Annotated in this window: 23 protein-coding genes; 14 read left to right on the top strand and 9 right to left on the bottom strand. The window is 69.3% G+C overall.

The features are described from left to right. Window positions 1-66 precede the first annotated feature (66 nt). Genes ACWH49_RS05670 through ACWH49_RS05660 form a run of 3 tightly spaced genes read left to right on the top strand, consistent with a single transcriptional unit; the run spans window position 67 to window position 2,160 of the window. Window positions 67-945, top strand: a complete 879-nt coding sequence (locus ACWH49_RS05670) for a pirin family protein (protein WP_448170579.1) — start codon at window positions 67-69, stop codon at window positions 943-945. Continuing rightward, on the top strand, window positions 938-1,387 hold the full coding sequence (locus tag ACWH49_RS05665; RefSeq protein WP_448170578.1) for a DUF4826 family protein: 450 nt from the start codon (window positions 938-940) through the stop codon (window positions 1,385-1,387). Before ACWH49_RS05670 ends, ACWH49_RS05665 begins: the two co-directional genes overlap by 8 nt. Next, window positions 1,357-2,160 (top strand): fused MFS/spermidine synthase, encoded by an 804-nt coding sequence (locus ACWH49_RS05660; RefSeq protein WP_448170577.1) that lies wholly within the window; start codon window positions 1,357-1,359, stop codon window positions 2,158-2,160. Before ACWH49_RS05665 ends, ACWH49_RS05660 begins: the two co-directional genes overlap by 31 nt. On the opposite strand, the gene ACWH49_RS05655 is transcribed toward ACWH49_RS05660, so the two are convergent. Then, entirely contained in the window at window positions 2,141-2,539 is a 399-nt protein-coding gene (locus ACWH49_RS05655) for a hypothetical protein (RefSeq protein WP_448170576.1), read from the bottom strand. The genes ACWH49_RS05660 and ACWH49_RS05655 overlap by 20 nt on opposite strands. Before the next feature lie 76 nt (window positions 2,540-2,615). Here ACWH49_RS05655 and ACWH49_RS05650 point away from each other — a divergent pair, with 76 nt between their 5' ends. The 4 genes from ACWH49_RS05650 (at window position 2,616) to ACWH49_RS05635 (ending at window position 6,384) form a co-directional block, all read left to right on the top strand. Next, complete coding sequence (locus ACWH49_RS05650; RefSeq protein WP_448170575.1) at window positions 2,616-3,344, top strand: IclR family transcriptional regulator; 729 nt, start codon at window positions 2,616-2,618, stop codon at window positions 3,342-3,344. Between the two features lie 164 nt (window positions 3,345-3,508). Then, window positions 3,509-4,519, top strand: coding sequence for a TRAP transporter substrate-binding protein (locus ACWH49_RS05645; protein WP_448170574.1), 1,011 nt, complete (start codon window positions 3,509-3,511; stop codon window positions 4,517-4,519). 16 nt (window positions 4,520-4,535) lie between these two features. After that, complete coding sequence (locus ACWH49_RS05640; protein WP_448170573.1) at window positions 4,536-5,087, top strand: TRAP transporter small permease; 552 nt, start codon at window positions 4,536-4,538, stop codon at window positions 5,085-5,087. Between the two features lie 19 nt (window positions 5,088-5,106). Further along, window positions 5,107-6,384, top strand: coding sequence for a TRAP transporter large permease (locus ACWH49_RS05635; RefSeq protein ID WP_448170572.1), 1,278 nt, complete (start codon window positions 5,107-5,109; stop codon window positions 6,382-6,384). A 73-nt stretch (window positions 6,385-6,457) separates the two neighbouring features. Here ACWH49_RS05635 and ACWH49_RS05630 read toward each other — a convergent pair whose 3' ends face one another. Genes ACWH49_RS05630 through ACWH49_RS05610 form a run of 5 tightly spaced genes read right to left on the bottom strand, consistent with a single transcriptional unit; the run spans window position 6,458 to window position 12,599 of the window. Beyond that, window positions 6,458-7,186: a hypothetical protein gene (locus tag ACWH49_RS05630; RefSeq protein WP_448170571.1), complete on the bottom strand. Its 729-nt coding sequence runs from the start codon at window positions 7,184-7,186 to the stop codon at window positions 6,458-6,460. Window positions 7,187-7,193: 7 nt separating this feature from the next. Then, window positions 7,194-8,957: a thiamine pyrophosphate-binding protein gene (locus ACWH49_RS05625; RefSeq protein WP_448170570.1), complete on the bottom strand. Its 1,764-nt coding sequence runs from the start codon at window positions 8,955-8,957 to the stop codon at window positions 7,194-7,196. A gap of 7 nt (window positions 8,958-8,964) precedes the next feature. After that, window positions 8,965-9,867, bottom strand: a complete 903-nt coding sequence (locus tag ACWH49_RS05620; RefSeq protein WP_448170569.1) for a citryl-CoA lyase — start codon at window positions 9,865-9,867, stop codon at window positions 8,965-8,967. Continuing rightward, a complete protein-coding gene (locus ACWH49_RS05615; RefSeq protein ID WP_448170568.1) occupies window positions 9,864-11,066 on the bottom strand; it encodes a CaiB/BaiF CoA transferase family protein in 1,203 nt (400 codons plus the stop codon). The genes ACWH49_RS05620 and ACWH49_RS05615 overlap by 4 nt, the downstream gene beginning before the upstream one ends. A gap of 42 nt (window positions 11,067-11,108) precedes the next feature. Then, window positions 11,109-12,599 (bottom strand): aldehyde dehydrogenase, encoded by a 1,491-nt coding sequence (locus tag ACWH49_RS05610; RefSeq protein WP_448170567.1) that lies wholly within the window; start codon window positions 12,597-12,599, stop codon window positions 11,109-11,111. Window positions 12,600-12,791: 192 nt separating this feature from the next. On the opposite strand from ACWH49_RS05610, the gene ACWH49_RS05605 reads away from it, so the two are divergent. Then, entirely contained in the window at window positions 12,792-13,601 is an 810-nt protein-coding gene (locus ACWH49_RS05605) for an IclR family transcriptional regulator (protein ID WP_448170566.1), read from the top strand. Between the two features lie 244 nt (window positions 13,602-13,845). Beyond that, window positions 13,846-15,939: an outer membrane protein assembly factor BamB family protein gene (locus ACWH49_RS05600; RefSeq protein WP_448170565.1), complete on the top strand. Its 2,094-nt coding sequence runs from the start codon at window positions 13,846-13,848 to the stop codon at window positions 15,937-15,939. 69 nt (window positions 15,940-16,008) lie between these two features. On the opposite strand, the gene ACWH49_RS05595 is transcribed toward ACWH49_RS05600, so the two are convergent. Then, window positions 16,009-17,370 (bottom strand): ELWxxDGT repeat protein, encoded by a 1,362-nt coding sequence (locus ACWH49_RS05595; protein ID WP_448170564.1) that lies wholly within the window; start codon window positions 17,368-17,370, stop codon window positions 16,009-16,011. A 180-nt stretch (window positions 17,371-17,550) separates the two neighbouring features. Between ACWH49_RS05595 and ACWH49_RS05590 the strand changes: the two genes are divergently transcribed. Next, a complete protein-coding gene (locus ACWH49_RS05590; protein ID WP_448170563.1) occupies window positions 17,551-18,387 on the top strand; it encodes a PEP-CTERM sorting domain-containing protein in 837 nt (278 codons plus the stop codon). Between the two features lie 132 nt (window positions 18,388-18,519). On the opposite strand, the gene ACWH49_RS05585 is transcribed toward ACWH49_RS05590, so the two are convergent. Together ACWH49_RS05585 and ACWH49_RS05580 are read right to left on the bottom strand one after the other, a co-directional pair. Next, window positions 18,520-19,524, bottom strand: a complete 1,005-nt coding sequence (locus ACWH49_RS05585) for a ThuA domain-containing protein (RefSeq protein WP_448170562.1) — start codon at window positions 19,522-19,524, stop codon at window positions 18,520-18,522. A gap of 230 nt (window positions 19,525-19,754) precedes the next feature. Continuing rightward, window positions 19,755-20,402: a hemerythrin domain-containing protein gene (locus ACWH49_RS05580; RefSeq protein WP_448170561.1), complete on the bottom strand. Its 648-nt coding sequence runs from the start codon at window positions 20,400-20,402 to the stop codon at window positions 19,755-19,757. A 125-nt stretch (window positions 20,403-20,527) separates the two neighbouring features. On the opposite strand from ACWH49_RS05580, the gene ACWH49_RS05575 reads away from it, so the two are divergent. From ACWH49_RS05575 to ACWH49_RS05560, 4 genes are all read left to right on the top strand, one after another. Further along, a complete protein-coding gene (locus tag ACWH49_RS05575) occupies window positions 20,528-22,447 on the top strand; it encodes a type IV pili methyl-accepting chemotaxis transducer N-terminal domain-containing protein (protein WP_448170560.1) in 1,920 nt (639 codons plus the stop codon). Window positions 22,448-22,451: 4 nt separating this feature from the next. After that, window positions 22,452-23,141, top strand: coding sequence for a response regulator (locus tag ACWH49_RS05570; RefSeq protein WP_448170559.1), 690 nt, complete (start codon window positions 22,452-22,454; stop codon window positions 23,139-23,141). Window positions 23,142-23,304: 163 nt separating this feature from the next. Then, a complete protein-coding gene (locus ACWH49_RS05565; RefSeq protein WP_448170558.1) occupies window positions 23,305-24,561 on the top strand; it encodes an MFS transporter in 1,257 nt (418 codons plus the stop codon). A 25-nt stretch (window positions 24,562-24,586) separates the two neighbouring features. Continuing rightward, window positions 24,587-26,242, top strand: a complete 1,656-nt coding sequence (locus ACWH49_RS05560) for an MFS transporter (protein WP_448170557.1) — start codon at window positions 24,587-24,589, stop codon at window positions 26,240-26,242. Window positions 26,243-26,253: the final 11 nt, after the last annotated feature.

The raw sequence follows: 26,253 nt of genomic DNA, 5'->3' as shown, positions 1-26,253 counted from the left end.
GGGCGAACCGCCGATTTTAGGCGACCGACCTACACTCGCCGAAACGATTGCCGGAGTGCCCTGCCCATGCCCGAACTTCAGACCCTGCAACCCCACGAGAAGGACCTCGGCGGCGGCTTCAAGGTGCGCCGGCTGCTGCCGTCCGGCCAACGCCAGGCGGTCGGTCCGTTCGTGTTCTTCGACCACTTCGGCCCGATCACCGCGCAGCCGGGTGACAACCACGACGTGCGCCCGCACCCGCACATCGGGCTGGCCACCGTCACCTACCTGTTCGAGGGCGCGATGATGCACCGCGACTCGACCGGTGTGGTGCAGCGCATCGAGCCCGGCGCGATCAACCTGATGACGGCGGGTCGCGGCATCGTCCACTCCGAGCGCACGCCCAAGGACCTGCTCGGCGTCGAACGCCGCAGCCACGGGCTCCAGCTCTGGCTCGCGGTGCCGGCCGAGCACGAGGAAGACGCGCCGGCGTTCCAGCATGTCGCCGGGGCCGAGATCCCGGGGCGCGAGGTGGGGGGCGCGCTGGTGCGGGTGTTGATCGGCAGCGCGTTCGGCCTCACGTCGCCGGTGCGGCCGGTGTCGCCGACGCTTTACCTGGATCTGAACTTCGAGGTCGCGTCCGGCGCCACGCTGGCGATTCCCAACGCCGCCGCCGAGCGCGCGCTGTACAGCACCGACCACGACTTCGAACTGGATGGCGAATTGATTCCCGCCCGCACGATGGTCGTGCTCGAACCGGGCACCGAGCCGGTGATCAGCGCGCCGCGCGGCGGCCGCATCATGCTGATCGGCGGCGCGCCGCTCGGCCACCGATTCATCGTCTGGAACTTCGTCTCGAGCCGCAGGGAGCGCATCCTGCAGGCGCAGGACGACTGGGAGGCGCAGCGCTTCGAGCGCGTCCCCGGCGAGACCGAGTTCATCCCGCTGCCGCCGCGCCATGTCTGAGCCGACCGTGTCGCCCGAGGAAGCCTGGTGCGCCGAGCGCGCCGCGGACGTGGCGGCCTGCATCGCGCGCTTCGCGCCGGAGCACGGGCGGATCGGCGAGCGCCCGGCGTGGTTCGCGATGCCCTATGCGGGCCTGTGGGCCGTCGAGAGCGCGCACCGGCCGGAGTGGATCGGCTGGTGGGTGATCGCCGGTGATCTGCCGGCCGATGCCCTGCCGGCCCACGACCTCGCCGCGCCGCGTGATGCGATGCGCGCGTTCGGCAAGCGCTGGGTGCTGCATGGCGAGCAGCTGGACCGCGGCGACGTGCCGCCGGCGTGGGCGCACCTGCCGGACGACGCGCTGCCGAAGCTCGCGGCGACGCTGAAGCGGCGCGGCACCGCGCTGCTGGCCTGGGCCGACGACGAGGGCTCGTGGCCGGACGACACCGCGGCGGTCGACTGATTCCGCCGACCGACGCGCCGCAGCCGTACGTGCGCGAGGACCTCGACGCGCGTTCGCTGCACTTCTCGAGCGCAGCGATCCAGAGCCGCATGGACATCCGCCGGCCCGACGTGCTGGCGCTCGACTACACCCGCACGATGATGGCGTGGCCGATGCTGCGGCCGGCGGCGCGCGCGCTTGCGCTGATCGGCCTGGGCGGCGGCTCGATCGCGAAGTTCTGCCACCGGCATCTGGCGAACGCAACGCTGGTCGCCGTCGAGATCGACCCGCGCGTGATCGCGTTGCGCGACGCCTTCCGCGTGCCGCCCGACGATGCGCGGTTGCGCGTCGTCGAGGCCGATGGCGCCCGTTTCGTCGCCGAGACGACCGAGCGCTTCGACGTGCTGATGGTCGACGCCTTCGATGCCGACGGCCTGCCGCCGGCGCTCGGCAGCCAGCGCTTCTACGACGACTGCTTCGACGCGCTGGCCGCAGACGGCCTGCTCGTCGTCAACCTGCATGCCGGCGATCCGCAGCATGGCACGTGGGTCGAGCGGATCGCGCGCAGTTTCGGCGGTCGCGTGCTGAGCGTCGGCGACCGTGACGGCACCAACAGCGTGACCTTTGCGGCGCGCGGCCGCGCCCTCGCGCAGGCCGGGGGTGGCGCCCTGCGGCGGCCCGCCAACCTGAGCGATGCGGGCTGGAAGGAACTGCGCGGCGCGTTCTCGCGCGTCACGCACGCGCTGGTGGCGCAAGGCGCGTCGGACGCGCCCGTCAGCGACGAACCAGCTTGATCGCTCCACCCGGTTCGGCCGTTCCCTCGAACTGCGTCTCGGTCGTCGGCGTCAACTCGATCGTCAGGTTGGCGCACGCCGCAGCCACCTGATCGCCCCAGACGGTGAAGGCCAGCCCGGAGCCGTTGCTCTGCTGGACCGTGACCGGAAACCGGCGCGCCTTGCAGGCGCTCTTGGCATTCGTTGCCGCTGGCAGCGTGCCGTGCCAGGTGCCGCTGAACTGCCGCAGCTCCAGCCGCGCGACCTGACGCTTGCCATCGGGCGCCGTGATCGTGGCGGTCCAGCGGCCGTCGCGCGGCACATCGGGTTCGGCCTGGGCCGATGCGGTGGTGCAGGCGACCACCGCGCTGACCAGCGTGACGAGCAGTTGGATTCGCATGCGCAAAGTGTAGTGGTTGAAGGCGCCGCGCGCGCCGCAAGTTCTATCTGCAAGAACAGCGTATCATTTTATCCCAATGCCTCGCAAAGCCGCCCAACCGTCGATGTCGGAACAGCAGGCCGCACCGGGCGGCGTGGGGGCGGTCGATCGCGCGATCTCGCTGCTCGACGTGTTCACGCCTGACCGGCCGCTGTTGTCACTGGCCGAACTCGCGCAGGAGAGCCGCCAGTACAAGAGCACGGTGCTGCGGCTGCTGGCCTCGCTGGCGCACGCCCACATCGTCGAGCGCCATGCCGACGGACGCTTCAGCCTGGGCTCGACGATCCCGCGCCTGCAGGCGGTCTACGCCGCGTCCTTCTCGATGGAAAGCGTGGTGATGCCGGCGTTGCGCGACCTCGTCGAGGTCACCCGCGAGAGTGCGGCGTATCACATCCGCCAGGGCACCAAGCGGCTGTGCCTGTACGGCGTGGACTCGCCCCAGACCATCCGCGACCACACCCAGGTCGGCGCGCTGCTGCCGGCGGGGCGCGGCGCCGTCGGCAAGGTGTTTGCGCTGTTCGGGGACGCGCCGGCGCTGCCGCGCGGGCCGCAGCGGCCCGAGCCGCTGGTGATCGTGCCGGCCGACCTGGTGCGCGAGGTCGCGGCGATCGCCGCGCCGGTCTTCGACGCCGCCGGCGCGCTGGCCGGCGTGATCGCGCTAACGATGCCGGCGATGCGCCTGAATCGCCAGCACGCGCTCGACGTGCAACGCAGTGCGCGCCAGGTGACGGCGCAACTCGGGGGCCGCTATCCGCCGAGGACCTAGGGCGAACCCTCGTTGACCCTGCAGGGTCAATCCTTAAAATTGGAACTGCGTTCTACCTGGCGCAACACGCTGGACCCCGCATCCCCACCCCATCGAGCGCGCGCCTCGAGCGCGTGCGATGGTCTTCGACGCTCGACCCGATCCCCATCCCCTCTGGAGACGACATGAAATCACCCCTGATCAAATTGACGACGATGGCGCTGCTGTTTGCCGCCGCGGCGCTCGCCCAGGCGCAGGACATCCAGGAGCGGACGATCCGTTTCGGCCACCTGAACAACACCGATCACCCGGTCAGCATGGGCGTCAAGAAGTTCGCCGAGCTGGTGCACGCCAAGAGCGGCGGCAAGATCACCGTCAAGGAATTCCCGGCCAACCAGCTTGGCAACGAGATGCAGCAGACCTCGGCGCTGCAGGGCGGCGTGCAGGAGATGCAGGCGCCGGCGACGACCTCGCTGGTGGGCATCGTCAAGGAGTTCGGCCTGGTCGATTTCCCGTTCGTCGTCAGCAACTTCAAGCAGGCCGACGCGATGCTCGACGGGCCGCTGGGCAAGCAGCTGACCGCGAAGCTGCCCGAGAAGGGCCTGGTCGCGCTGGCGTTCTGGGACCTGGGCTTTCGCAACGTCACCAACAGCAAGCGCCCGATCACCAAGGGCGAGGACCTGGAAGGCATCAAGCTGCGCGTGATCCCGAACCCGGTGTTCCTCGACACCTTCAAGACCTTCAAGGCCAACCCGCTGCCGCTGCCGTTCGCCGAGCTCTACAACGCGCTCGAGAGCAAGGCCGTCGACGGCCAGGAGAACCCGTTCTCGGTGATCCTGTCCAACAAGTTCTACGAGGTGCAGAAGTACCTGAGCGTGACCAACCACGTCTACGCCGCGAACATCATCCTGATCAGCAAGAAGTTCTGGGACAAGCTCTCGCCGGTCGAACAGAAGCTGCTGCAGGACGCCGCCACCGAGGCACGCGACTACCAGCGCGTGGCCAGCCGCGAGGCCGCCGGCAAGGCGATCGGCGAACTCAAGGCCAAGGGCATGCTGGTCAACGAGGTGCCTGCTGCCGAGCTCGCGAAGATGCGCGCCGAGATCAAGCCGGTGATCGACAAGTATTCGGCGGCGTACGATCCGGCCGTCGTCTCGACCTTCAGGAGCGAAGTCGAACGCGTCCAGAAATTCTGATTGAAACGGGGCTTCCGTGGAACGACTCGCCGATCTCTATTGCAAGCTGCTGTGCGCCGTGATGGCGGTGGCGCTGTTCGTCATGGTGGTGCTGGTGTTCGGCAACGTCGTTCTGCGCTATGCGTTCAACTCGAGCATCACGATCTCCGAAGAACTGAGCCGGTGGCTGTTCGTCTGGGTCACGTTCCTCGGCGCGGTGGTCGCGGTGCGCGAGCGGGCGCACCTCGGCACCGATGCGCTGGTGGCACGCCTGTCGCCGGCGGGCAAGAAGGTCTGCCTGGTGCTCGGCCACCTGGCGATGATCTACATCTGCTGGCTCGTCTTCCAGGGCAGTCTGGCGCAGACCAGGATCAACCTGGACGTACTCGCGCCGGCCTCGCAGTGGCCGGTGGCGATCGTCTACGCGGCCGGCGTCTTCTTCGCGGTCTCGGCGGCGCTGATGTTCGCGCTGGACCTCTGGCTGCTGCTCACCGGTCGCGTGTCCGATGACCAGCTGGTGATGATCAAGGAATCGGAAGACGTCGCTGCCCTCGAGCAGCATTCCACCGGCGGCAACGCCGCACGCTGACCGACCGCACGAGCCCCCCATGACCCTGACCGTCTTCCTCGGATCGCTGCTGCTCGCGATGGCGATCGGCATCCCCATCTCGTTCGCGTTGCTGGCCTCCGGCGTCGCGCTGATGTGGCATATGGACATGTTCGACGCGCAGATCCTCGCGCAGAACCTGATCGGCGGTTCCGACAGCTACCCGTTGCTGGCCGTGCCGTTCTTCCTGCTGGCCGGCGAAATCATGAACGTCGGCGGCCTGTCCCGGCGCATCGTCGAATTCGCGCTCGCGCTGGTCGGCCACATTCGCGGCGGGCTGGGCTACGTGGCGATCGTCGCGTCGATCCTGCTGTCGGCGCTGTCGGGCAGCGCGGTGGCCGATGCCGCCGCGCTGACCGCGCTGCTGCTGCCCATGATGATTGCGGCGGGCCATGCACCGGCACGCTCCGCCGGGCTGATCGCCGCGTCGGGCGTGATCGCGCCGATCATCCCGCCGTCGATCGGCATGGTGATCTTCGGCGTCGCGGCCAACGTCTCGATCTCGAAGCTGTTCATGGCGGGCATCGTGCCGGGCCTGCTGATCGGGGTGTCGCTGTGGGTCGCCTGGGCGATCGTGGCGCGCAAGGAAAACATCGTGCCGCCCGCCCGCAAGCCGGCCAGCGAGGTATGGGCCACCTTCGTGCGCTGCGGCTGGGCGCTGATGCTGCCGGTGATCATCCTGGTCGGCCTGCGTTTCGGCGTGTTCACGCCGACCGAGGCCGGCGTCGTCGCCGCGGTGTATGCGCTGTTCGTCTCGAACGTCATCTACCGCGAACTCAAGTTCTCGCAGCTCTACGGCATCTTCGTCGGGGCCGCCAAGACCACCGCGGTCGTGATGCTGCTGGTCGCCGCGGCGATGGTGTCGGCGTGGCTGATCACCGTGGCTGACCTGCCAGGCAAGGTCGTCGGCATGCTGCAGCCGTTCATGGACAGCCCGATCGCGCTGATGGCCGCGATGATGGTGCTGGTGATGATCGTCGGTACCGCGATGGACATGACGCCGACGATCCTGATCCTGACCCCGGTCCTGATGCCGGTCGTCAAGGCGGCGGGCATCGACCCGGTCTATTTCGGGGTGATGTTCATCATGAACAACGCCATCGGTCTGATCACACCACCGGTCGGCGTGGTGCTCAACGTGGTCGCTGGCGTCGGCAAGCTGTCGATGGACACCGTCACCAAGGGCGTGATGCCGTTCATGCTCGCGCAGTTCATCATAATGTTCCTGATGGTGCTGTTCCCGTGGCTGGTGACGGGGCCGGCGAAATTCTTCCACTGACGACGCGCATCCAGCGCGTGAACGACAAGGCCGCCCGGGGGCGGCCTTGCTTTTTGTCGAGCCCGAGGCGAACTCAGTTCGTCTCGGTGTTCTCGTCTGTCGGCGGGGGCGGCGGTTCCACGCGTGCGGCCGGGCGGGGCGCTTGAGCGGGTTCGGGCGTTGCCGGCCCCTCGGCGACGGCGGCCATGCCCAGCGCTGCGCTTGCCGCGCGCGTCGTCGCAGGTGATGGCGTGACGCCGACGATCCACAACTCGCAAGCCGCGCCACTGCAGGACACGCCGATGCTCGCGTAGCGGCCGAGCAGGGCGTCCCAGGCAGCGGCGACATCGGTGCCCTGCCAATTGAGCGTGACCGGCGAGGCGATCGCGCCCAGCGCCTCGCCGCCCTTGACGTTCGTATGGGTGGCCTGCGCCAGCGCCCGGACCGCGTCGGCGAGCTTGGCGTTGGTCGCCTCGATGCGGACCACCCCGGACTGGCGGGTCACGCGGAGTGCGATCGGCACTTCGACCTGGGGGGCCACGCTGACGGCCGGCGCGGGCCGGGGCAGCGGCGCGATGGCCGATGGCGGCACGCTGGGCACCGGCGGCGCCGGACTCTTCAACCAGTCCGCCGCCAGCCAGCCGCCGACGCCGGCCGCCGCGACCGAGACCGCGGCGATGCCGAGCCAGCGCGCGGAGCCGTGCGGGGCGCTGGTCGCTCCGTTCCACGGCGTCGGCGGGCCGGCGACCATCGCGGCCGCCTGCTGCTGCGCCTGGCCGAACGACTCGCTTACCGCAGCGGTCGGTGGATGGCGGGTGCTCATCGACAGGTCAGGGGATCGAGACGTGCGACACGTCGCGCTTGCCGGGCGAGTAGATGTCGTTGATGTTCCAGTGGCCGGCGGTCGGCACCGGGTTGTTCAGCATCGCGACGTCGATCACGAACGGCTTGTTCGACGCGATCGCCTCGGCCAGCACGCCCTTGAACTGGTCGGCCGATTCGATCTTGACGCCCTCGGCGCCGTAGGCGCGCGCGACCGCCGCGAAGTCGGGCGAGTAGGGCTTGCCGTCCTTGCGGAACAGCACGCCGACGGTCGTGCCGTAGTGCGCCATCTGCAGCCCGGCGATCGTGCCGTAGGCGAAGTTGTTCATCACGACCCAGATCACCGGGATGCCCATCTCGACCGCGGTCGCGAGCATCGCCGGGTTCTGACCGAAGCCGCCGTCGCCGACCAGTGCGAGCACGACCTTGTCCGGGCACGCCAGCTTGGCGCCGAGCGCGGCCGGGGCGCCGAAGCCCATCGTCGCGTAGCCGCCCGGCGTCAGGATGCTGCCCGGCGTGTAGATCGGGAACTGCTGGCCGACGCCGTTCTTGTTCCAGCCGACGTCGGTGGTGATGATCGCGTCGCGCGGCAACGCCTCGCGCACCACCGCGAGGATGCGCTCGGGCTGCATCGGGAAGCCCGGCGCGACCGTCAGCGGCCGGTTGCCGGCAATGAACTCGGCGCGGTAGTCGGCGATCTCGTTCTGCAGCTTCTCGTTGCGGCGTGCGGTCGGCGCGAGCTTCTTCGCGACCCGGTTCAGCACGATCAGCGCCTGCTTCAGGTCGGTCACGACGCCGATCTCGGCGGGGTAGTTGCGACCGATCTCGCTCGGGTCGATGTCGATGTGGATCAGCTTCGTGGGCGGAAAGCTGAACGTGAACTCGTTGTCCCACGAGCTGCAGTCGGCTTCGGCGAAGCGCGTGCCCAGGCCGATCACCCAGTCGGCGGTGCGGCACTTCTCGTTGACGAACTTCGTGCCCCAGAAGCCGGTCATGCCGAGCGTCAGCGGGTGGTCGTCGGGCAGCGCGCCCTTGCCCATCAGCGAGTGGGCGACCGGGATCTGCAGGTGCGTCGCGAACTCGGCCAGCTCGGCCGCCGCGTCGGCGCCCAGGATGCCGCCACCGGCGTAGATCACCGGGTTCTTCGCCTCGAGCAGCGCGCGCACGATCTTTTCGGCCGTCGGGTCGTCCATCGACGGCTTGTTCAGCACCTTGGTGTGCAGCGCCAGGCGCTCGAACAGCGCGGTGTCGACTTCCATCGAGAAGATGTCCATCGGCACCGAGACCAGCACCGGCCCCGGGCGCCCGCTCTCGGCGAGCTGGAACGCCTTCTCGAGGATCTCGGGGAACAGGTCGGGGCGCTCGACGCGCCAGACGCGCTTGACGAACGGGCGGTAGATCTCGCTCTGCGACGCGTCCGAATGCAGGTTCACTTCCTGGTGCGGGTGCTTGCCGTAGTAGTGGCTCGGGATGTCGCCGGCGATCACGACCATCGGGATCGAATCGAGCGCCGCGTTCGCGACACCCGTGGCCGCGTTGGTCAGCCCCGGCCCGAGGTGCGACAGCAGCACGGCGGTGGTGTGCTTCGCGCGGGCATAGCCGTCGGCCATGTGCGCGGCGATCTGCTCGTGGCGGGTGTTGACGAACTTGACGGTCGAGCCTTCGAGTTCGGTCAGCACCGCGATGTTCGTGTGGCCGCACAGGCCGAACAGGTACTCGACCCCGCGGTCTTCCAGGTACTTGACGAGTTGCTTCGAGATCAGTTGCTTCATGGGGGCCTCACGGTTCTGGATGGTCAGGGGCGTCGTCGGGCAGCGCGCGCGCTTCGACGCCGGTGTAGCGGTAGGGGATGCCGGGGGACATCGGCCCCTTGATGCGTCCGCCCTGCTGGGTCTGCTCCCACGCATGCGCGAGGATGCCGACCGAGCGTGACAGGATGAAGAGGCCGCGGCCGAGTGGCGCGGCGAAGCCGAGCTCGCTGTAGATCACCGCGGTCGCACCGTCGATGTTCATCGGGATCGGCGCGCCCTTGCGCGCCTGCAGCACGCGCTCGACGCCCTCGGCGATCCGGCCGAAGCGGCCGCCGACCTCGCCGCGCGCCTGCGCCTCCCGCACGAGCTGCAGCAGCCGCACTGCGCGCGGGTCGACGCCGTGCCAGCGGTGGCCGAAGCCGGGGATGATCTTGCCGTGCGCGGCGATGTAGCGATCGACGCCGGCCTCGATCTGGTCGGGCGTGGCCTCGCCGCCGGAGTTGCCCGCACGCGCGGCGGTGTCGATGTCCTGCAGCAAGGTCATGCACTGCTCGCCGGCGCCGCCGTGGACATCGTCGAGTGCATTGATCGCCGAGGCCATCGCGCCGTTCAGCGGCAGCCCGCAGGTCACGGCCATGCGCGATATCGCGATCGACGGGGCGTGCGGGCCGTGGTCGACCGCGGCCACCATCGCCGCCTCGAGCAGCGCCGATTGCGCCGGCGTCGGCAGCTCGCCGCGCAGCATCAGCCACACCATGTCGGGGAATCGGACGCGGCCGATCAGGTCCTGGATCGCGTAGCCGCGCACGCCGATCTGGCCCGGCTGGATATCGATGATCGAGGTCGACCACCAGGCGCTCGCGTCCTGCAGGCGCTCCTCGGCCGTCTTCGGCGCGCTCTTGGGTGATCCGGCGGGCTTGGCGGTGCTCATACCGTGCCGTCCGCGCGGAAATCGGCGATCTCGCTCGCGCTGTAGCCCACCGAGCGCAGGAATTCCTCGGTGTGCTGGCCGAGCTGCGGCGGCGGCGCGTGCACGTCGGGGTCGCCGCCCGAGAGCTTGAAACCGGTGCGCGACACGGTCAGCGGCCCGTCGACGCCGTCGACCGCGTCGAAGGTCTTCAGGAACTCGCGCTGCTGCACCTGCGGCAGCGCCAGCGCCTGCGGCACGCTGAGCACCGATCCCGCGGGCACGCCGATGCGGTTCAGCGCCGCCTCCCAGTGCGCGGAGTCGTTCTTCGCCAGCTCGCTTTCGAGTTCGGCCGTCAGCGCCGCCCGGTTGCGCTTGCGGTTCTCGCGCTGCGCGAAGCGTTCGTCCAGGCTCAGGTCTTCGCGTCCGAGCATCGCCACCAGCGCGACGAACTGCTCCTGCTTGTTCGCGGCGATGTTGATCAGGCCGTCGCGGGTGCGGAACGCGCCCGAGGGTGCGGCGGTGATGTTGTCGTTGCCGTGCGCCTGCGGCTCGACCCCGGCGATCAGGTAGTTCGACACGACCCAGCCCATCGCGGTCAGCGCGGAGTCGAGCATCGAGACGTCGATGAAGCCGCCTTCGCCGGTGGCGTTGCGCCGCACCAGCGCGCTGCTGATCGCGAACGCGGCCATCATGCCGGCGAGCGTGTCGGCCACCGGATAGCCCACGCGCAGCGGCGCCGCCTCCGGCGTGCCGGTGATGCTCATGATGCCGGACAGGCCCTGGATGATCTGGTCGTAGGCCGGCGCCGCGCGCATCGGCCCCTCCTGCCCGAAGCCGGAGATCGCGCAGTAGACGAGCTTCGGATTCGTCTGCTTCAACTCGTCGTACGAGACGCCGAGCCGCGCCATCACGCCGGGGCGGAAGTTCTCGACCAGCACGTCGGCCGACGCGACCAGGCGGTGCAGCACCTCCTTGCCGCGCGGCGACTTCAGGTTCAGCGTCACCGACTTCTTGCCGGCGTTCTGCGCCAGGAACGAGGCGCCCATGTGGCGGGCGTTCAGCGCCGTGTCGGCGCCCAGCTGGCGCGCCAGGTCGCCGCCGTCGGGCACCTCGATCTTGACGACCTCGGCGCCGAGCAGCGCGAGCTGGTAGGCGCACAACGGGCCGGCCAGCACGTTGGTCAGGTCGAGCACGCGGATGCCGTTCAGCGCACTGCTCATGGGTCAGCCTTGTCCAGGGTCACACAACACGTCCGGCGCCGGTCAGCGCCGCACGAACGGGTTCGGCACGTCCAGGTCGGACGAGATCCACACGCACTTGGTCTCGAGGTACTCGCGGATCGCCTCGCTGCCCGATTCGCGGCCGATGCCCGACTCCTTGAAGCCGCCGAACGGCGAGGTGAAGCTGGTCGCGCGGTAGTTGTTGACCCACACGGTGCCGGCCTTGATCTTCTCGGTCAGCAGCATCGCACGGCGCAGGTCGCGGGTCCAGACGGCGGCGGCCAGGCCGAACGCCACGTCGTTGCCGATGCGGATCGCGTCCGCCTCGTCGTCGAACGGGATCACCGCCAGCACCGGGCCGAAGACCTCCTCCTGCGCGATCCGCATCTCGTTGCGCACACCGGTGAAGATCGTCGGTTCGACGAACTGGCCGGCACCGAGATCGGGCCGGCTGCGGCCGCCGAGCACGCAGGTCGCACCCTCGTTCTTCGCGATCTCGATGTACGACAGGATCTTCTCGAACTGCGGGCGCGTGGCGATCGGGCCGACCTGGGTCGCCTCGTCCGCCGGGTCGCCGAGCTTCACGTCCTTCATGAAGTCGATCAGCTTGGCGACGAAGCGGTCGTGGATCGTGCGCTGCACCAGCAGGCGCGAACCGGCCTGGCAGCTCTGCCCGGCGGCCGCGAAGATGCCGGAGACGGCGCCCTTGACGGCTTGGTCGAGGTCGGCGTCGTCGAACACGATGTTCGGCGACTTGCCGCCGAGCTCGAGCGTGACGGTCTTGAAGTTCTTCGCCGCGAGCTGGTAGATCGCACGGCCGGCCTCGGAGCCGCCGGTGAAGCCGATGTGCGCGACGCCGGGGTGGGTGACGAGCGCCTCGCCGACCTCCCTGCCCAGCCCGGTGACGACGTTGACCACGCCCTTCGGGAACCCGGCCTGCTCGAACAGCAGCGCGAACTCGAGCATCGACGCCGAGGTGAACTCCGACGGCTTGATGACCACCGTGCAGCCGGCCGCCAGCGCTGGTGCGAGCTTCCAGCTGGTCAGCGTCAGCGGCGAGTTCCACGGCGTGATGATCGCGATCACGCCCTTGGCTTCGTAGCGGGTGTACGCGAACACGCCTTTCTTGTCGGTCGGGATGACCTTGCTCTCGACCTTGTCGGCCTGGCCCGCGTAGTAGCGGAAGTAGTCGGCCATGTAGCGGACCTGCGAGACCACCTCGGTCGCGAGCTTGCCGTTGTCGCGGCGCTCGATCTCGGCCAGGCGCGGCGCGTTCGCGGTGATCAGGTCGGCCAGCCGCCACAGCATGCGGCCGCGCTCCGAGGCGGTCAGCGCCGGCCAGGCGCCGGTGTCGAACGCGGTGCGGGCGGCCCGCACCGCGCGCTCCGCATCGGCGCGGTTGCCGCGCGCGATGCGGCCCCAGGTCTTGCCGGTATAGGGGTCGTCGGTCGGCAGGTACTCGCCCGAGCTCGGCGGATGGGCTGCACCGTCGATGAAGTGGTCGTACGTCGGCAGCGTGTGGGGTGAAGTCATGACGGGAGCAGTCTGCAAAGAGCTTCCGGGAGCGTTCCGTTCAGCATAACAGTATTCTAAAGTGGAGCTGTGTTTCGGCGTCTAGGTGAACCTCCTAGTTGCAGGGGTCGCCCCCCTAGAAGGAGGTCCCCGCCGGCCGCTTCGGCCGATCGGCTAACCTCGCCACTTTGTCGCACGAAATCGGGGGTTGGCATGGGAGAAGAAGGCGGCGTGGCGGCGGTGGAACGGGCGCTGTCCATCCTGGACGCGCTGACGGAGGACCGGGTGACGCTGGTCGAGCTGTCCAAGCGCACCGGCCTGTACAAGAGCACGGTGCTGCGGCTGCTGAAGTCGCTCGAGAAGTACGGCTATGTGCTGCGCAACGCCGAAGGGCTGTACCGGCTGGGCTCGAAGGTGCTGCTGCTCGGCTCGCTGTACCAGCGCCACTTCCGTACCTCCGACATCGTGCCGCCCGTCCTCGAGAAGCTGGCAGCCGACCTGCACGAGGGCGCGTCCTTCTATGTGTGCGAGGACGACAAGCGCATCTGCCTCCACCGCGTGGACAGCACCCGCGCGATCCGCGATTCGGTGCACGTGGGTGACCGCCTGCCGCTGACGGTGGGCGCGGCGGGCCACGTGCTGCGCGCCTTCACCGGGGCGCGCGGCGAGCGTTTCGACGAGATCCGGCGCGCGATGTACGCCGCGTCGTTCGGCGAGCGCGATGCCGAGACCGCCGCGATCGCCGCGCCGGTGTTCGGCAGCGGCAACCGCCTGATGGGCGCGCTCAGCGTCTCCGGCCCGCGCTACCGGCTCGAGGAACTGGGCGAGGCGCGCATCGTGCCGGTGCTGTTCAGGTACGCGAAGGAACTGACGCGCACCTGCGGCGGCAACGTGGACGATCCCACGCTGGGCGGGTGGAACCTGCCCGAGCCGAAGCGCAAGGCCGCTTCGAGAGCCGCCAAGCCGACGCCGGCGAAGACGCCGGCGCGCCGCGCCGCGAGGTCCGTCGACCAGGCCGGCTGACCCGAACCGCGGCGCGAGGCCGCGGCTGTTCCAACCCTCCGTCCCCCTGCCACGCATCGCGCCGGTCTCTTGACCGGCGCGATGCGTTTGCGCGCGCCTTCTTTCCATTTTTCGGGGTCGATCGCGCAAACCCCGTTGACACGCCGAACGCCGGTCCATAGCATTTTAAAACGACGTTCTGTACAACAGAACGCTCGAAAAGAGGCATCGCACTCGCGATGCGATGTCAACCAAGGAGACTTCGATGAGACTGAATCTATTGACCGCGCTGCTCGTTTCGGCGGGCGCGCTCGCCGCCCCCGCCGCCTTCGCGGCACCGCATGCGGCGGCCGCGGACCTCGCGGACTGCTGCACGCCGGGCGACAAGGACTTTCCGAAGGTCGGCGGCAACCTGGGCAACCAGAACTACTCGAAGCTGCGCAACATCAACCGCGTCAACATCAAGAACCTCGGCGCCGTGTGGCTCAACCATGTCGAGGGCGGTGTGGCTGGCGACAACCAGAGCACGCCGGTCGTCGTCGATGGCGTGATCTTCCTCGAGACCGCGCAGGCCAACGTGATCGCGGTCGACGGCAAGACCGGCGCGACCAAGTGGAAGTGGACTGCCCCTGCCCGCGCCACGCGCCGCGGCGTCGCGGTCTCCAAGGAGCTCGGCCTGGTCTACACGCTCTCGCAGGGCAAGGTCGTCGCGATCGACATCAACACCGGCGTGACCGCGTGGATCTCGCCGGCGTTCCCGGCCAGCGTCGGCGGCATCGGCAAGGTCGCGATCGTGTACCACAACAAGCGCCTGTACGTCGGCACCAACGACGGCAGCGTCGGCGCGGGCCTGATGGTCGATGCGACCAACGGCGTGCTGATGTCGAGCTTCTTCGGCGTGCCGCAGAACCCGGGCGACCTCGGCTACGACACCTGGGGCGGCGCGCCGCAGGATCAGCGCCGCGGCGGCACGCCGTGGATCCACCCGGCCGTCGATCCTGAACTGAACATGGTCTACTGGACCTTCGGCAACAACCGCGGCGGCTCGTCGCAGAACGGCTCGACGCGGCCGGGCCAGAACCTGTTCGCGAACTCGATCGTCGCGCTCGACATGACGACCGGCGCGTACAAGTGGCACTTCCAGTCGGTGCACCACGACATGTGGGACATGGACAACGTGAACGGCCCGGTGCTGGCGGACGTGAACATCCGCGGGCAGATGCGCAAGGTGATCGTCTACGGCAGCAAGACCGGCATGTTCTACATCCTGGACCGCCAGGACGGCAGCGCGCCGCTCGGCATCGACGAAGTGCCGGTGCCGGTCGACACGCGCCAGGCCTCGTGGCCGACCCAGCCGCGCCCACGCCAGGGCGGCTTCGTCGAGAGCTGCCCGGTGACCGAGCCGCTCGGCGGCCCGGTGCCGGGCGCACAGAACCGCGCGGTGCCGAACTACCCGACCGGGTGCCTGTACTCGCCGCACTGGGACGGCGCACCGGTGCTGAGCTTCCCCGGCCACGGCGGCGGCGCGGACTGGAACCACTATTCGTTCAGCCAGAGCACCAAGCTGCTGTACACCGGCGCCGGCTATGTCGGCGCAGCACACTCGCTGAACGAAGGCAGCAACGGCCTGCGGCCTCCTGGCGAGTACATGACCGGCGCCGTCATCGCGGTCGACCCGGCGACCAACCTGGTGCGCTGGAAGAAGCCGATGCCGTACTCGCTGGCCCACGGCAACGGCATCCTGACCACCGCGTCCGACGTGCTGTTCATCGGCCAGCCCGACGGCAACGCGATCGCGATGGACGCAACCAACGGCCGCGAGCTGTGGCGCTTCCAGACCGGCGCGGCAATCAGCGCGAGCCCGATCAGCTACGAGATCGACGGCGAGCAGTACATCGCGTTCTACGCCGGCGGCACCGGCATCCCGTACGGCGCCTCGGCACCGCGCGGCGACAACCTGTGGGCGTTCAAGATCGGCGGCAAGCTGCCGCCGGCCGCCACGCCGACCCCGCCGACCGTGCGGCGCCCGGTGGCCGGCAGCCCGGTCAGCGGGGCCAGCGTCGGCAATACCGTGCTGCTCGGCCGCTCGTCGGCGAGCGCGGCCGAGCAGTCGATCAACAGCGGCTCGACCAACGGCATGTACCCGACCCACATGCAGGTCGGTGTCGGCACGACGGTGACGTTCACGAACCCGGGCAGCAGCGCGAACACCCACTGCGCGACGCAGTTCTTCGAGGGGTTGTTCAACTTCTCGCTCGCACCGGGGCAATCGGCGACCTACACCTTCACGCAGCCGGGCGAGTTCTTCTTCAACGACTGCCACAACCCGCGCTCGACCGGCAAGATCGAGGTCAAGTGACGCGCGCCTGAGGCGCCATCGAAAAGGCCGCGCACTGCGCGGCCTTTTTCTTGGTGTCGCTTGGGCCGTTCAGGGCGACGGGGCGCCGAGCCGGCTGACGGCGCCGGCGGCATCCATCCGCCACAGGCGCTCGGTGCCGGCCGCATCGCGGGCGGCGAACGCGATGCCGTCGCCGAACGCGGTGAACCGGCTCGGGTACGGCAGCCCGACCGGGTCGGTCGCGTTGCCGATGCGCTGGGTGCCGGCGGCGGTGCCGTCGCTGCGCCACGGCTGCTGCTGGCGCGCGCCATCCACCGCGGCGAAATACAGGCGATCGCCGATCCGCGTCAGGTGGTTCGGCAGCGCGCCGTCCGGCCCGGGCAGCAGGTCGCGCACGAGCGCGGTGCCGGCGGTGCTGCCGTCGGTCTTCCACAGCTCGAGGCCGTCGCGGCCGTTGGTGGCGGTGAAGAAGGTCCACGCGCCGACGTTGGTCAGGTAGGCGACGCCCGAGTTCGCCGCGCCCGGGCGCACGTCGAGCACCAGCGCGGTCTCCCGGCCGTTGCTGCGCCACAGCTCGCTGCCGTGCTGGCCGTCGTCCGCGGCGAACAGCAGCCCGTCGCCGTGGGCTGCGAGGTAGCTCGGCCGCGAGCCGTCGGGGCCGGGGCGGATGTCCTTCACCAGCGCGGTGCCTTCGGCGCTGCCGTCGGTCTTCCACAGTTCGGCGCCGTGCACGCCGTCGTGGGCGACGAAGTAGAGCGCGTCACCGACGACGGTGAGCTGCGCGATGGCCGCGTCCTCCGGTCCGCGGCGGATGTCGCTTACCAGGCGCGGCGCGGCGCCGCCGCGTTCGATCACCCACAGCTCGTCGCCGTGCGCCGCGTCGGTCGCGGTGAAGAACAGGCGTGCGCCGACCACGGTCAACTGACGCGGGTTGGCGAGTGCGGCCGCGTTCGCGACCGCGGCGGTCGAGTCCGTCGTGCCGCGCGAGGACCACAGGCGGGGACCGGTGCCGCCGCCCGAAGCCGAGAAGAACAGCTGGCCGTCGAACACCGTCAGCCCGGCCGGGTTGGAGCCGGCGGCGCCGGGGCGGATGTCGGCGACCAGCCGCGTCGTCGCCCGCGTGCCCTGGGTCGCCCACAGCTCGGGCCCGCTCGCGCCGTCGTTCATCGTGAAGTAGACGGTGTCGCCGAGCCGCACCAGGCCGTTCGGGAACGCGCCGCGAAACCCCGGCTGCAGCGGGCTCAGCAGCTCCGGCGTGCCGCCGCGCCCGGACACCGCGAACAGCGCCTGGCTGAGCGACGGCTGGTAGGCCGCAAAGACCAGTCGCTCGCCCAGTGGCGTCAGCTCGCGCGGGTCGGCGATGTCGGTGGCGGAGTCGCCGGCATCCGCGCCGGCCGTGAGCGCTGCGAGCGCGGCGGCGCAGAGCGCGGTGCGCCAATGTCGTGTCTTCATGGTCGTCTCCAAGGCTCTCGAATCAACGGTGAATTGCCCATGCAAGGGTTCACTCGACCACTCGAATCGGTGGGTCCCAAGTTTGACATCATTTCGCATGAAAGTTAGTATTTTGCAACGACGTTCTGCAGAACAGAACTATCGGAAACCGTTGAAAACACCTCACAACCGGAGACACAGATGACATCGAAATCAATCGTTCGTTCGGCGGGCGCGGTCGCGCTGCGAGCCGTCAGCGTCGCGGCCGCGCTCGCCTGCGGCGCGGGCGCGAGCTGGGCTGCGGACAACGCGACGCTGCGGATCACGTCCTTCAGCGTCAGCGCGGCCGAGTTCTCCGGCAACTTCGCCTGGGCCGTCGACGCGTACCAGAGCCTCGACATGAGCGCACTTGAGGCCGGCGGGCTGCTCGGCGCCCCGACCGACCTGTACACCGCGAACGACTGGAACCAGGGGCTGAACCGCATCGCCCAGACGCCGAACGCGCTCGCCACCGGCAACACCGTGCAGTTCACCGACGTGATGACGCAGCTCGCGACCGGCGGCTTCAACCTGTCGGCGAGCGCGACACCGGGCGCGATCCCGCCGCCGGCGCTGCCGAACTCGGCGAACGCCAGCGCGGTGCAGTCCGGCGCGTTCGTACTGCTCGACGGCGACGGCAACCTGGCCGGCGGCACGATCACGTTCGACCTCTACTACGACCTGGGCGTCGTCGCGCCGGGCGGCTCGTCGCTCGGCTTCGGCCAGACGGCGCTGAACCTGCTGTCCTCGACCGACGGCGACGAGACCGCCAGCTTCGGCGACGGCCTGCTGTCCAGCGATCTGGCCGGCGGCACCGGTTCGACCTCGGGTCACTTCAGCTGGACCTACACGCTGGCGGCCGGGCAGGCCGCTTACTACACCTTGTCGGGCAGCGCCGTCGCGTTCGCCGCGCCGGTGCCGGAACCGGGCACCTACGCGCTGATGGCCTTCGGCCTCGCCGGCCTGGCCGCCGTCGCGCGGCGGCGCCGCGCCCACTGATCCGCCAGCACCGGCTCCGGCCGGCGTCACGCGCGCCCCGCCGATGCGGGGCGTTTTCGTTGGCGCACGCCGAACGTGAAGGCGCCCGCGGACCTCTCGATCCGCGGGCGCCGGGTCAGCCGGGGAGGTGGCTTACTTGGTGCAGAACTCGGTCAGGCCCATCGCGGACTTGACGCCCTGCACGACCATCTTCTTGAACTCGGCCTGGCCGGGCTGGCTCGAGCCGTCAATGAACGCCGCGGCGTCGTGGCCGAGCGTGGTCAGCCAGGCGCGGCCGCCGTCGTAGTACTGGCACCAGGCGACCGGGTGGAAGTTGCCATGGCCCGGGTGCGTGCTCGACTTGGTCGCGAGCGACGCCTCGTCGACCGTCGCCAGGAACTTGACCTTGGTCGGGTAGGGCACGAGGTTGTACCACTCGTCATGGAACGTGAACGACGACGACACGCCGGCGGTCGACGGGTCCGACGAGCCGACGATGTTGACCGTGCCGTTCTGCGCGGCGCCATGGTTGTAGTAGTTCGCGTTGCCGAGCAGGCCTTCGTACCACGGCCAGTTGTACTCGCCGCCGTAGGCGTTGTGGATCGCCACGAAACCGCCGCCGCCGCGCACGTACTGGCGCAGGTTGACCTTGGCCGCGTCGAGGTAGGCGCTGGTGGAGGTGTCGACCGCGTAGTTCGGGTTCACGGCCCGGCCGTGCGCCTGCATGAAGTCGCGCGTCGGGCTCATGAAGATCACGGCCGAGTAGGTCGCGGTGTGGCCCGGCATGCGGGTCACGTCCTCGGTGTAGTCGACCTGGATGCCCTCGGCCTCGAGCCAGGCCTTCAGGCCGGCGACCGCGGTGTTGTTGGCGTTCAGCGGCGGGTTCAGGCCGGCGGCCAGCGCGGTGCCCAGGTTGGCGTGGCGCGGCCCGGCGGTGCGGCTGAAGATCAGCACGCGCTTCTGGCGCGTCGGGATCCAGTTGTTGTAGCACTTGGGGTCGGTGCCGCGGCACACGTTGTAGGTCGGGTCCCAGCTCGTCGGCAAGGCGCCGGGCGGCAGGTTGCTGTTCGTGCCGAGGCCGACGCCTTGCGCCTGGGCGCCTGTGACTGCCAGCGTTGCGACGGCCGCCGCGAACGCGTGTTTGACTCCGAATTTCATTCTGTTGCTCCTGTTGATGTGGATCGTTTCCACGATGCCCTCGTTGTCACTCGTTGTCGCCGCAGTTCCCGCAGCCGATCGAGGCCCGCTGCGTGCGTTCTGAAGAATAGAACGACGTTTTGTTTTGGGAACGAGGTGAAGTATAGGATTCGACCCGGTCGTGTCAATCGGGATCGGACGCAGGCCATCCCCCCGGAACGAAGGGCTCGCCTGCGTCGGGCGCGGCCGGGTCAGCCGTGCGGCCAGCGGTAGCGCGCGGGACCGGATCCTGCGAGCGCTTCGAGCGCGCCGGCCACGCCGCCCATCGCGGGCAGCGCATGCAGGATCTTCAGGTACAGCGGCCGGTACGCCGCGACCGGCTCGGCGCCGGCCAGCGGGTCGCGGTTGGTCGCGAATGCGGCATCGAGTTCGACCCAGTCGCCGGCGCTCAGCACGCGTTCGGCCAGCGGCAGTACGTGGGCTTCCTCGGTCTTCATGTGCTCAAGGTAACGGTCGATGTAGATCGTCAGTGCCTGCTCGAAGACGGCACGGCGCTCATCGCACTCTTCGGTCTCGGCCATCATCTCGAACCCTGTCAGCGCGTGCTCCAGCTCGCGGATCGCGTGTTCGCCGTGGGAGTGCTCGCGCTCCAGCCGCTCCAGCAGTGCATCGGTCGCGGCGTCGCGCCCGCGCAGCTTCGGGAACAGCAACCGGCTTTCCTTCGGGTGGTGCAGGCGTTCGGGGAACTCGTCGACGTAGAACAGCATGGCTCGCAACGCGCCGAAGTCGGGCAGGGTGCCCCGCTTGCGGTGGGCGTCCAGAAGCAGCACGATCGCGCGCAGCATCGCCGACAGCGCGCGGTGCTCGCGGCGGATGATGATCAGGCTGGCGTGTTCCATGGTGTCCAGGGGTGGCGAGATCCATCGTGCAGACACTTTCTTGACATTGGTTTGCGCTAGCGCAAGCTCTGTCCCCGGCTCAGGGCCGACCCTCGGCGCCACACCACGAAGGCCTCTTCCGCCAGATGCCCACCATCCGTCACTGGCCACTAGGCGCCAAGCTCGCACTGGTCGCGACGCCGTTCCTGCTGGCGGCGCTGTGCTCGATCGCGGTCCTGGTGTGGATGTCCCTGCAGCTCGAAGGGGGTGCCGCGTCGGTGAACGAGGCGGGCCGCATGCGCATGCAGGCCTACCGGATGATGCTGTCGCTGTCGGCCGGCGACGCGCGGGCCCTGCCGCAACGGGTGGCCGAGTTCGACCGCAGCCTGGCGCTGCTGCGCAACGGCGACCCCGAGCGCCCGCTGTTCGTGCCGTGGGACGATCTGGTGCGCCAGCGTTTCACCACCGTCGAGCAGGACTGGCTGCGCTACCGCGAGCGCGCGGCCGGCGTCCCGACGGCAGCCGCGACGCCGGCCGCGCTGGGCGCGGCGACCTCGACGTTCGTCTCGCACATCGACGCGCTGGTGGACGGCATCGAGGCCCACCTGTCGCGCTGGACCTCGCTGATGCACCTGCTGCAGCTCGCGCTGATGGCGCTGGCCGTGGTGGGGGCCGGGGTGCTGCTCTACACCGGCTACCGGTTCGTGCTGGAGCCGGTCGGGCTGCTGAAGCAGGCGATCCGTCGCCTCCAGGGGGGTGACCTGGGCGCGCGAGTCGAGTGCACGACCACCGACGAGTTCGGCGCGCTCGGCGCCGGGTTCAACGACATGGCGGGGCAGCTGCAGTCGATGTACCGCAACCTGGAGGCGCGCGTGCAGCAGAAGACCGCGCAACTGGAGGAGAAGCACGAGCGGCTCGAGAGCCTGCTGGAAGTCACCAACCTCGTGACCCGCGCGGTCACGCTCGACGACCTGGCCACCGGCTTCTCGCAGCGGATCGTGCGTATCGCGCGGGCCGACGGCGTGGCGCTGCGCTGGTCCGACGAGGCGAACCGCAGCTTCCTGATGCTGGCCTCGCTGGGCCTGCCGCCCGCGATGGTCGACGCCGAGCACTGCCTGACCGCCGGCGATTGCCATTGCGCCGCGCCGTCCGCGATCGGCGGTGCAAGGGTGATCCCGATCCGCGCCATGCAGCCGGCGCGGATGCGGCATTGCGCGAAAGCGGGCTTCGAGACCGTGGTGTCGATCCCGATCCGCCTGCACGACCGGCTGATGGGCGAGGTCGACCTGTTTTTCCACGCCCAGGTCGAGGTCGCCGAGCCCGAGCGCTCGTTGCTGGAGGCGCTGACGGTGCAGCTGGCCGGCGCGATGGAGAACCTGCGCCTGAACGCGCTCGGCCTCGAGGCGGCGGTGTCGCAGGAGCGCAGCTTCCTGGCGCGCGAGTTGCACGATTCGATCGCGCAGTCGCTCGCCTTCCTGAAGATCCAGGTTCAGCTGATGCGCGACGCGCTGGCCGACGGCGACGCCGCCCAGGTGCAGCACGTGCTCGGCGAGATCGACCTCGGCGTGCGCGAGAGCTATGGTGATGTGCGTGAACTGCTGATGCACTTCCGCACCCGCGCCAACGCGGAGGACATCGAACCCGCGCTGATGACGACGCTGCGCAAGTTCGAGCACCAGACCGGCCTGAAGACCGCGCTGCAGATCCAGGGCGACGGCCTGCCGCTCACCCCCGACACGCAGATCCAGGTGCTGCACATCGTGCAGGAAGCGCTGTCCAACGTGCGCAAGCATGCCGGGGCGAGCCAGGTGTGGCTGGACGTGCAGAAGCAGCCGCAGTGGCGGCTCGAGGTGCGCGACGACGGCCGCGGCTTCGCCGGCCCGGGCTTGCGGCAGGACGAGACGCATGTCGGCCTGCGCATCATGGCCGAGCGCGCGGAGCGGCTCGGCGCCGACCTCGACGTGCTGTCCACGCCCGAGCGCGGCACCTCGGTCGTGCTGACGCTGCCGCCGGCCCGGCGGACGGTGCCGGCGGACGCCGCGGCACGGCAACCCCAGGTGGCATGAGCCCATGAGCGACGCCGCCACGATCCGCATCCTGGTCGTCGACGACCACACCCTGTTCCGGCGCGGGCTCACGGCGCTGCTGCAGCGCGACCCGCAGTTCGAGGTCGTCGGCGACGCCGGTGACGCCGGCGAGGCGCAGCGCCGCGCCCGCGAGTTGCGGCCCGACGTGATCCTGCTCGACAACCACCTGCCCGGCGTCAACGGCGTGGACGCGCTGCCGGCGCTGCACGAAGCCGCGCCCGGCGCGAAGGTGCTGATGCTCACGGTCAGCGAGGACGAGCGCGACCTCGCGGCCGCGCTGCGCGGCGGCGCGTGTGGCTACCTGCTCAAGACGATCGAGGGCGACGCGCTGTCGCAGGCCATCCGGCGCGCGGTGCGCGGCGAGAGCGTCGTCGCGCAGGAGATGACCGGCAAGCTGGTCGCGGCCTACCGCGATGCGAGCGCGGCGCGCGCCGTGCCCGCCGACCCCCCGCTAGCGGCCGTGGCGCCGGCGTCGCGGCTGGACGTGATGTCGCGCCGCGAGCTCGACATCCTGCGTGGCATCGCCCGCGGCCAGGGCAACAAGGAGATCGCGCGCACGCTCGGCATCGCCGAGACGACCGTGAAGATCCACGTCCAGCACATCCTGCGCAAGCTGGAGGTGAGTTCGCGCGTCCACGCTGCCGTGATCGCAGCCGAGCACGGCCTGGCTTGATCCAGCGCAAGCGCGCGTGATGTTCCCGCGCGGGTAGTTCGACAGGACGATGGCGGCGCGGCGCCGCTAGTTCTTCTGCCGCGCCGCGCCGCCCCAGCTGACGGATACCGCGAGACGGCGGCCATTCCTACAGTGGCCGCATGCGAAACGAGCGGGCGACGCGATGAGCAAGAAGAGCCAGGCACTGGCGGTGCTGCTGGTCAGCACGCTGGCGTTCACCGTGTGCTTCATGGTGTGGATGATGTTCGGCGTGATCGGCATCCCGATCAAGAAGACGCTGGGACTGAACGCCACCGAGTTCGGCCTGCTGACCGCGATGCCGGTGCTGACCGGCTCGCTGATCCGCGTGCCGCTCGGCATCTGGACCGACAAGTACGGCGGCCGCCTCGTGATGACGATCCTGATGGCGATCACGGTGCCGGCGATCTGGCTGATGAGCTATGCCACCGCGTACTGGCACTTCCTGGTGATCGGCCTGTTCGTCGGCCTGGCCGGCGGCTCGTTCTCGGTCGGCACGCCGTACGTCGCGCGCTGGTTCCCGAAGAGCCGTCAGGGTTTCGCGATGGGCATCTATGGCGCCGGCAATTCGGGCGCCGCGGTCAACAAGTTCGTCGCGCCGGCGCTGGTCGTCGCCTTCGGCTGGGCGATGGTGCCGAAGGTCTACGCCGCCATCATGCTCGGCACCGTCGTGCTGTTCTGGCTGCTCAGCGCCAGCGACCCGGCGCACCTGGTGCCGTCGAACACGCGTTTTCGCGACCAGCTGAAGATGCTGAAGGAGCCGCGGGTGCTGAAGTACTGCCAGTACTACAGCATCGTGTTCGGCGGCTACGTGGCGCTGTCGCTGTGGATGGTGCAGTACTACGTCGGCGAGTTCGGGCTGGACATCCGCACCGCCGCGCTGCTGGCAGCCTGCTTCTCGCTGCCGGGCGGCGTGCTGCGCGCGGTCGGCGGCTGGCTGTCGGACAAGTACGGCGCACACAGCGTGACCTGGTGGGTGCTGTGGGTCAGCTGGATCTGCCTGTTCCTGCTGTCGTATCCGCAGACCGACTTCACGGTGCTGACGGTCGGCGGCCCGCGCACGTTCCACCTCGGGCTCAACGTCTACGCCTTCACCGGGCTGATGTTCCTGCTCGGCATCGCGTTCGCGTTCGGCAAGGCCAGCGTCTTCAAGTACATCAGCGACGACTACCCGACCAACATCGGCACCGTCAGCGGCATCGTCGGTCTGGCCGGCGGCATGGGCGGCTTCGTGCTGCCGATCATGTTCGGCGCGCTGATGGATCTCACCGGCATCCGCTCCAGCGCCTTCATGCTGATGTACGGCGTGGTCTGGGTCTCGCTGATCTGGATGTACTGGACCGAGGTGCGGCGCACCGAGGTCATTGGCCGCAACGCCCAGGCGTTCAGCCTGCAGGGCTGACCGCTCCCCACCTTCGAGGAACCCCATGAACAACGTGCTCAAACCCGGCATCGCCGTGCCGCCCGCCGCCGAGGGCGCCGACATCGCCGACTGGCGCCCCGAGGACGAGACCTTCTGGGCCGCCCGCGGCAAGGCGATCGCCTACCGCAACCTGTGGCTGTCGGTGCCGGCGCTGCTGTGCGGCTTCGCGGTCTGGGGCATGTGGGGAATCATCACCGTGCAGATGATGAACCTCGGCTTCCCGTTCACGCAGGCCGAGCTGTTCACGCTGACCGCGATCGCCGGCATCGCCGGTGCGACGATGCGCATTCCGGCCTCGTTCCTGATCCGCCTGGCCGGCGGGCGCAACACGATCTTCCTGACCACCGCGATGCTGCTGGCGCCGGCGCTGGGCACCGGCATCGTGCTGCAGCACAAGGACTGGCCGCTGTGGGCGTTCCAGCTGATGGCGCTGTGGTCGGGCGTGGGCGGCGGCAACTTCGCCAGCTCGATGTCCAACATCAGCACCTTCTTCCCGAAGCGGCTGCAGGGCACGGCGCTCGGCCTGAACGCGGGCCTCGGCAACTTCGGCGTCACGACGATGCAGATCGTGATCCCGCTGGTGATGACGCTGGGCATCTTCGGCAGCCTGGGCGGCGAGCCGATGACGCTGCTGAAGGACAGCGGCTGGATCTTCGGCAAGATCGCCGCAGGTACGCCGACCTGGATCCAGAACGCCGGCTTCGCGTGGGTGCTGTCGCTGGTGCCGCTGGCCATCCTGTGCTGGTTCGGCATGAACAACCTGAAGACGGTCTCGGCCGACACCGGCACGCCGATCGTCGCGTTCGCCAAGATCACCTGGCTCTACACGCTGGCCTTCATCCCGTCGATCCTCGGCCTGTACCTGTACCTGCCCAAGCCCACCGGTCTGGGCCTGATCAGCATGTGGGTCGCGATCCCGCTCGACGTGATCGCCGCGCTGCTGATCATGAAGCTCGCCGCCTTCGGCCCGATGAAGGAGAACATCGCCAAGCAGTTCGCGATCTTCAAGGACAAGCACACCTGGTCGCTGACGATGCTCTACATCGTCACCTTCGGCTCGTTCATCGGCTTCTCGATGGCGCTGCCGCTGTCGATGAAGGTGATCTTCGGCGTCAGCCATGTGCCCGACGCGAGCGGCGTGCTGCAGCACACGCTGAACAACCCGAACGCGCCGCCGGTGCTGGCCTATGCCTGGATCGGCCCGTTCGTCGGCGCTGCAGTGCGGCCGATCGGCGGCTGGATCGCCGACAAGGTCGGCGGCTCGATCGTCACGCAGATCATCTCGGCGGTGATGGTGGTGGCCTCGGTCGCGGTGGGCTACGTGATGATGCAGGCCTACGGCTCGGCCACGCCGGAGCAGTACTTCCCGGCCTTCCTCGGCCTGTTCATCGTGCTGTTCTTCGCCAGCGGCGTGGGCAACGGCTCGACCTTCCGCACCATCGGCGTGATCTTCGACCGCCAGCAGGCCGGTCCGGTGCTGGGCTGGACCTCGGCGATCGCCGCCTACGGCGCCTTCGTCGCGCCGATCGTGATCGGCGACCAGATCAAGGCCGGCACGCCGCAGGTCGCGATGTACGGCTTCGCGGTCTTCTACGCGCTGTGCCTGGTGCTGAACTGGTGGTTCTACCTGCGCAAGAACGCGTACGTGAAGAACCCCTGACCGCCACGAGT

The sequence above is a fragment of the Rhizobacter fulvus genome (assembly GCF_964020785.1).
The sequence above is the reverse complement of the archived record's forward strand: the minus strand, read 5'-3'. Positions and strand labels throughout refer to the sequence as shown.

What these genes read in the sequence shown, in the direction of transcription:
- ACWH49_RS05665 (WP_448170578.1), top strand. Translation starts at nt 938, where the DNA reads ATGTCTGAGCCGACCGTGTCGCCCGAGGAAGCCTGGTGCGCCGAGCGC.
- ACWH49_RS05610 (WP_448170567.1), bottom strand. Translation starts at nt 12,599, where the DNA reads ATGACTTCACCCCACACGCTGCCGACGTACGACCACTTCATCGACGGT.
- ACWH49_RS05560 (WP_448170557.1), top strand. Translation starts at nt 24,587, where the DNA reads ATGAACAACGTGCTCAAACCCGGCATCGCCGTGCCGCCCGCCGCCGAG.
- ACWH49_RS05595 (WP_448170564.1), bottom strand. Translation starts at nt 17,370, where the DNA reads ATGAAGACACGACATTGGCGCACCGCGCTCTGCGCCGCCGCGCTCGCA.
- ACWH49_RS05630 (WP_448170571.1), bottom strand. Translation starts at nt 7,186, where the DNA reads ATGAGCACCCGCCATCCACCGACCGCTGCGGTAAGCGAGTCGTTCGGC.
- ACWH49_RS05655 (WP_448170576.1), bottom strand. Translation starts at nt 2,539, where the DNA reads ATGCGAATCCAACTGCTCGTCACGCTGGTCAGCGCGGTGGTCGCCTGC.
- ACWH49_RS05615 (WP_448170568.1), bottom strand. Translation starts at nt 11,066, where the DNA reads ATGAGCAGTGCGCTGAACGGCATCCGCGTGCTCGACCTGACCAACGTG.
- ACWH49_RS05620 (WP_448170569.1), bottom strand. Translation starts at nt 9,867, where the DNA reads ATGAGCACCGCCAAGCCCGCCGGATCACCCAAGAGCGCGCCGAAGACG.
- ACWH49_RS05575 (WP_448170560.1), top strand. Translation starts at nt 20,528, where the DNA reads ATGCCCACCATCCGTCACTGGCCACTAGGCGCCAAGCTCGCACTGGTC.
- ACWH49_RS05590 (WP_448170563.1), top strand. Translation starts at nt 17,551, where the DNA reads ATGACATCGAAATCAATCGTTCGTTCGGCGGGCGCGGTCGCGCTGCGA.
- ACWH49_RS05635 (WP_448170572.1), top strand. Translation starts at nt 5,107, where the DNA reads ATGACCCTGACCGTCTTCCTCGGATCGCTGCTGCTCGCGATGGCGATC.
- ACWH49_RS05650 (WP_448170575.1), top strand. Translation starts at nt 2,616, where the DNA reads ATGCCTCGCAAAGCCGCCCAACCGTCGATGTCGGAACAGCAGGCCGCA.
- ACWH49_RS05625 (WP_448170570.1), bottom strand. Translation starts at nt 8,957, where the DNA reads ATGAAGCAACTGATCTCGAAGCAACTCGTCAAGTACCTGGAAGACCGC.
- ACWH49_RS05580 (WP_448170561.1), bottom strand. Translation starts at nt 20,402, where the DNA reads ATGGAACACGCCAGCCTGATCATCATCCGCCGCGAGCACCGCGCGCTG.
- ACWH49_RS05565 (WP_448170558.1), top strand. Translation starts at nt 23,305, where the DNA reads ATGAGCAAGAAGAGCCAGGCACTGGCGGTGCTGCTGGTCAGCACGCTG.
- ACWH49_RS05645 (WP_448170574.1), top strand. Translation starts at nt 3,509, where the DNA reads ATGAAATCACCCCTGATCAAATTGACGACGATGGCGCTGCTGTTTGCC.
- ACWH49_RS05670 (WP_448170579.1), top strand. Translation starts at nt 67, where the DNA reads ATGCCCGAACTTCAGACCCTGCAACCCCACGAGAAGGACCTCGGCGGC.
- ACWH49_RS05600 (WP_448170565.1), top strand. Translation starts at nt 13,846, where the DNA reads ATGAGACTGAATCTATTGACCGCGCTGCTCGTTTCGGCGGGCGCGCTC.
- ACWH49_RS05605 (WP_448170566.1), top strand. Translation starts at nt 12,792, where the DNA reads ATGGGAGAAGAAGGCGGCGTGGCGGCGGTGGAACGGGCGCTGTCCATC.
- ACWH49_RS05570 (WP_448170559.1), top strand. Translation starts at nt 22,452, where the DNA reads ATGAGCGACGCCGCCACGATCCGCATCCTGGTCGTCGACGACCACACC.
- ACWH49_RS05585 (WP_448170562.1), bottom strand. Translation starts at nt 19,524, where the DNA reads ATGAAATTCGGAGTCAAACACGCGTTCGCGGCGGCCGTCGCAACGCTG.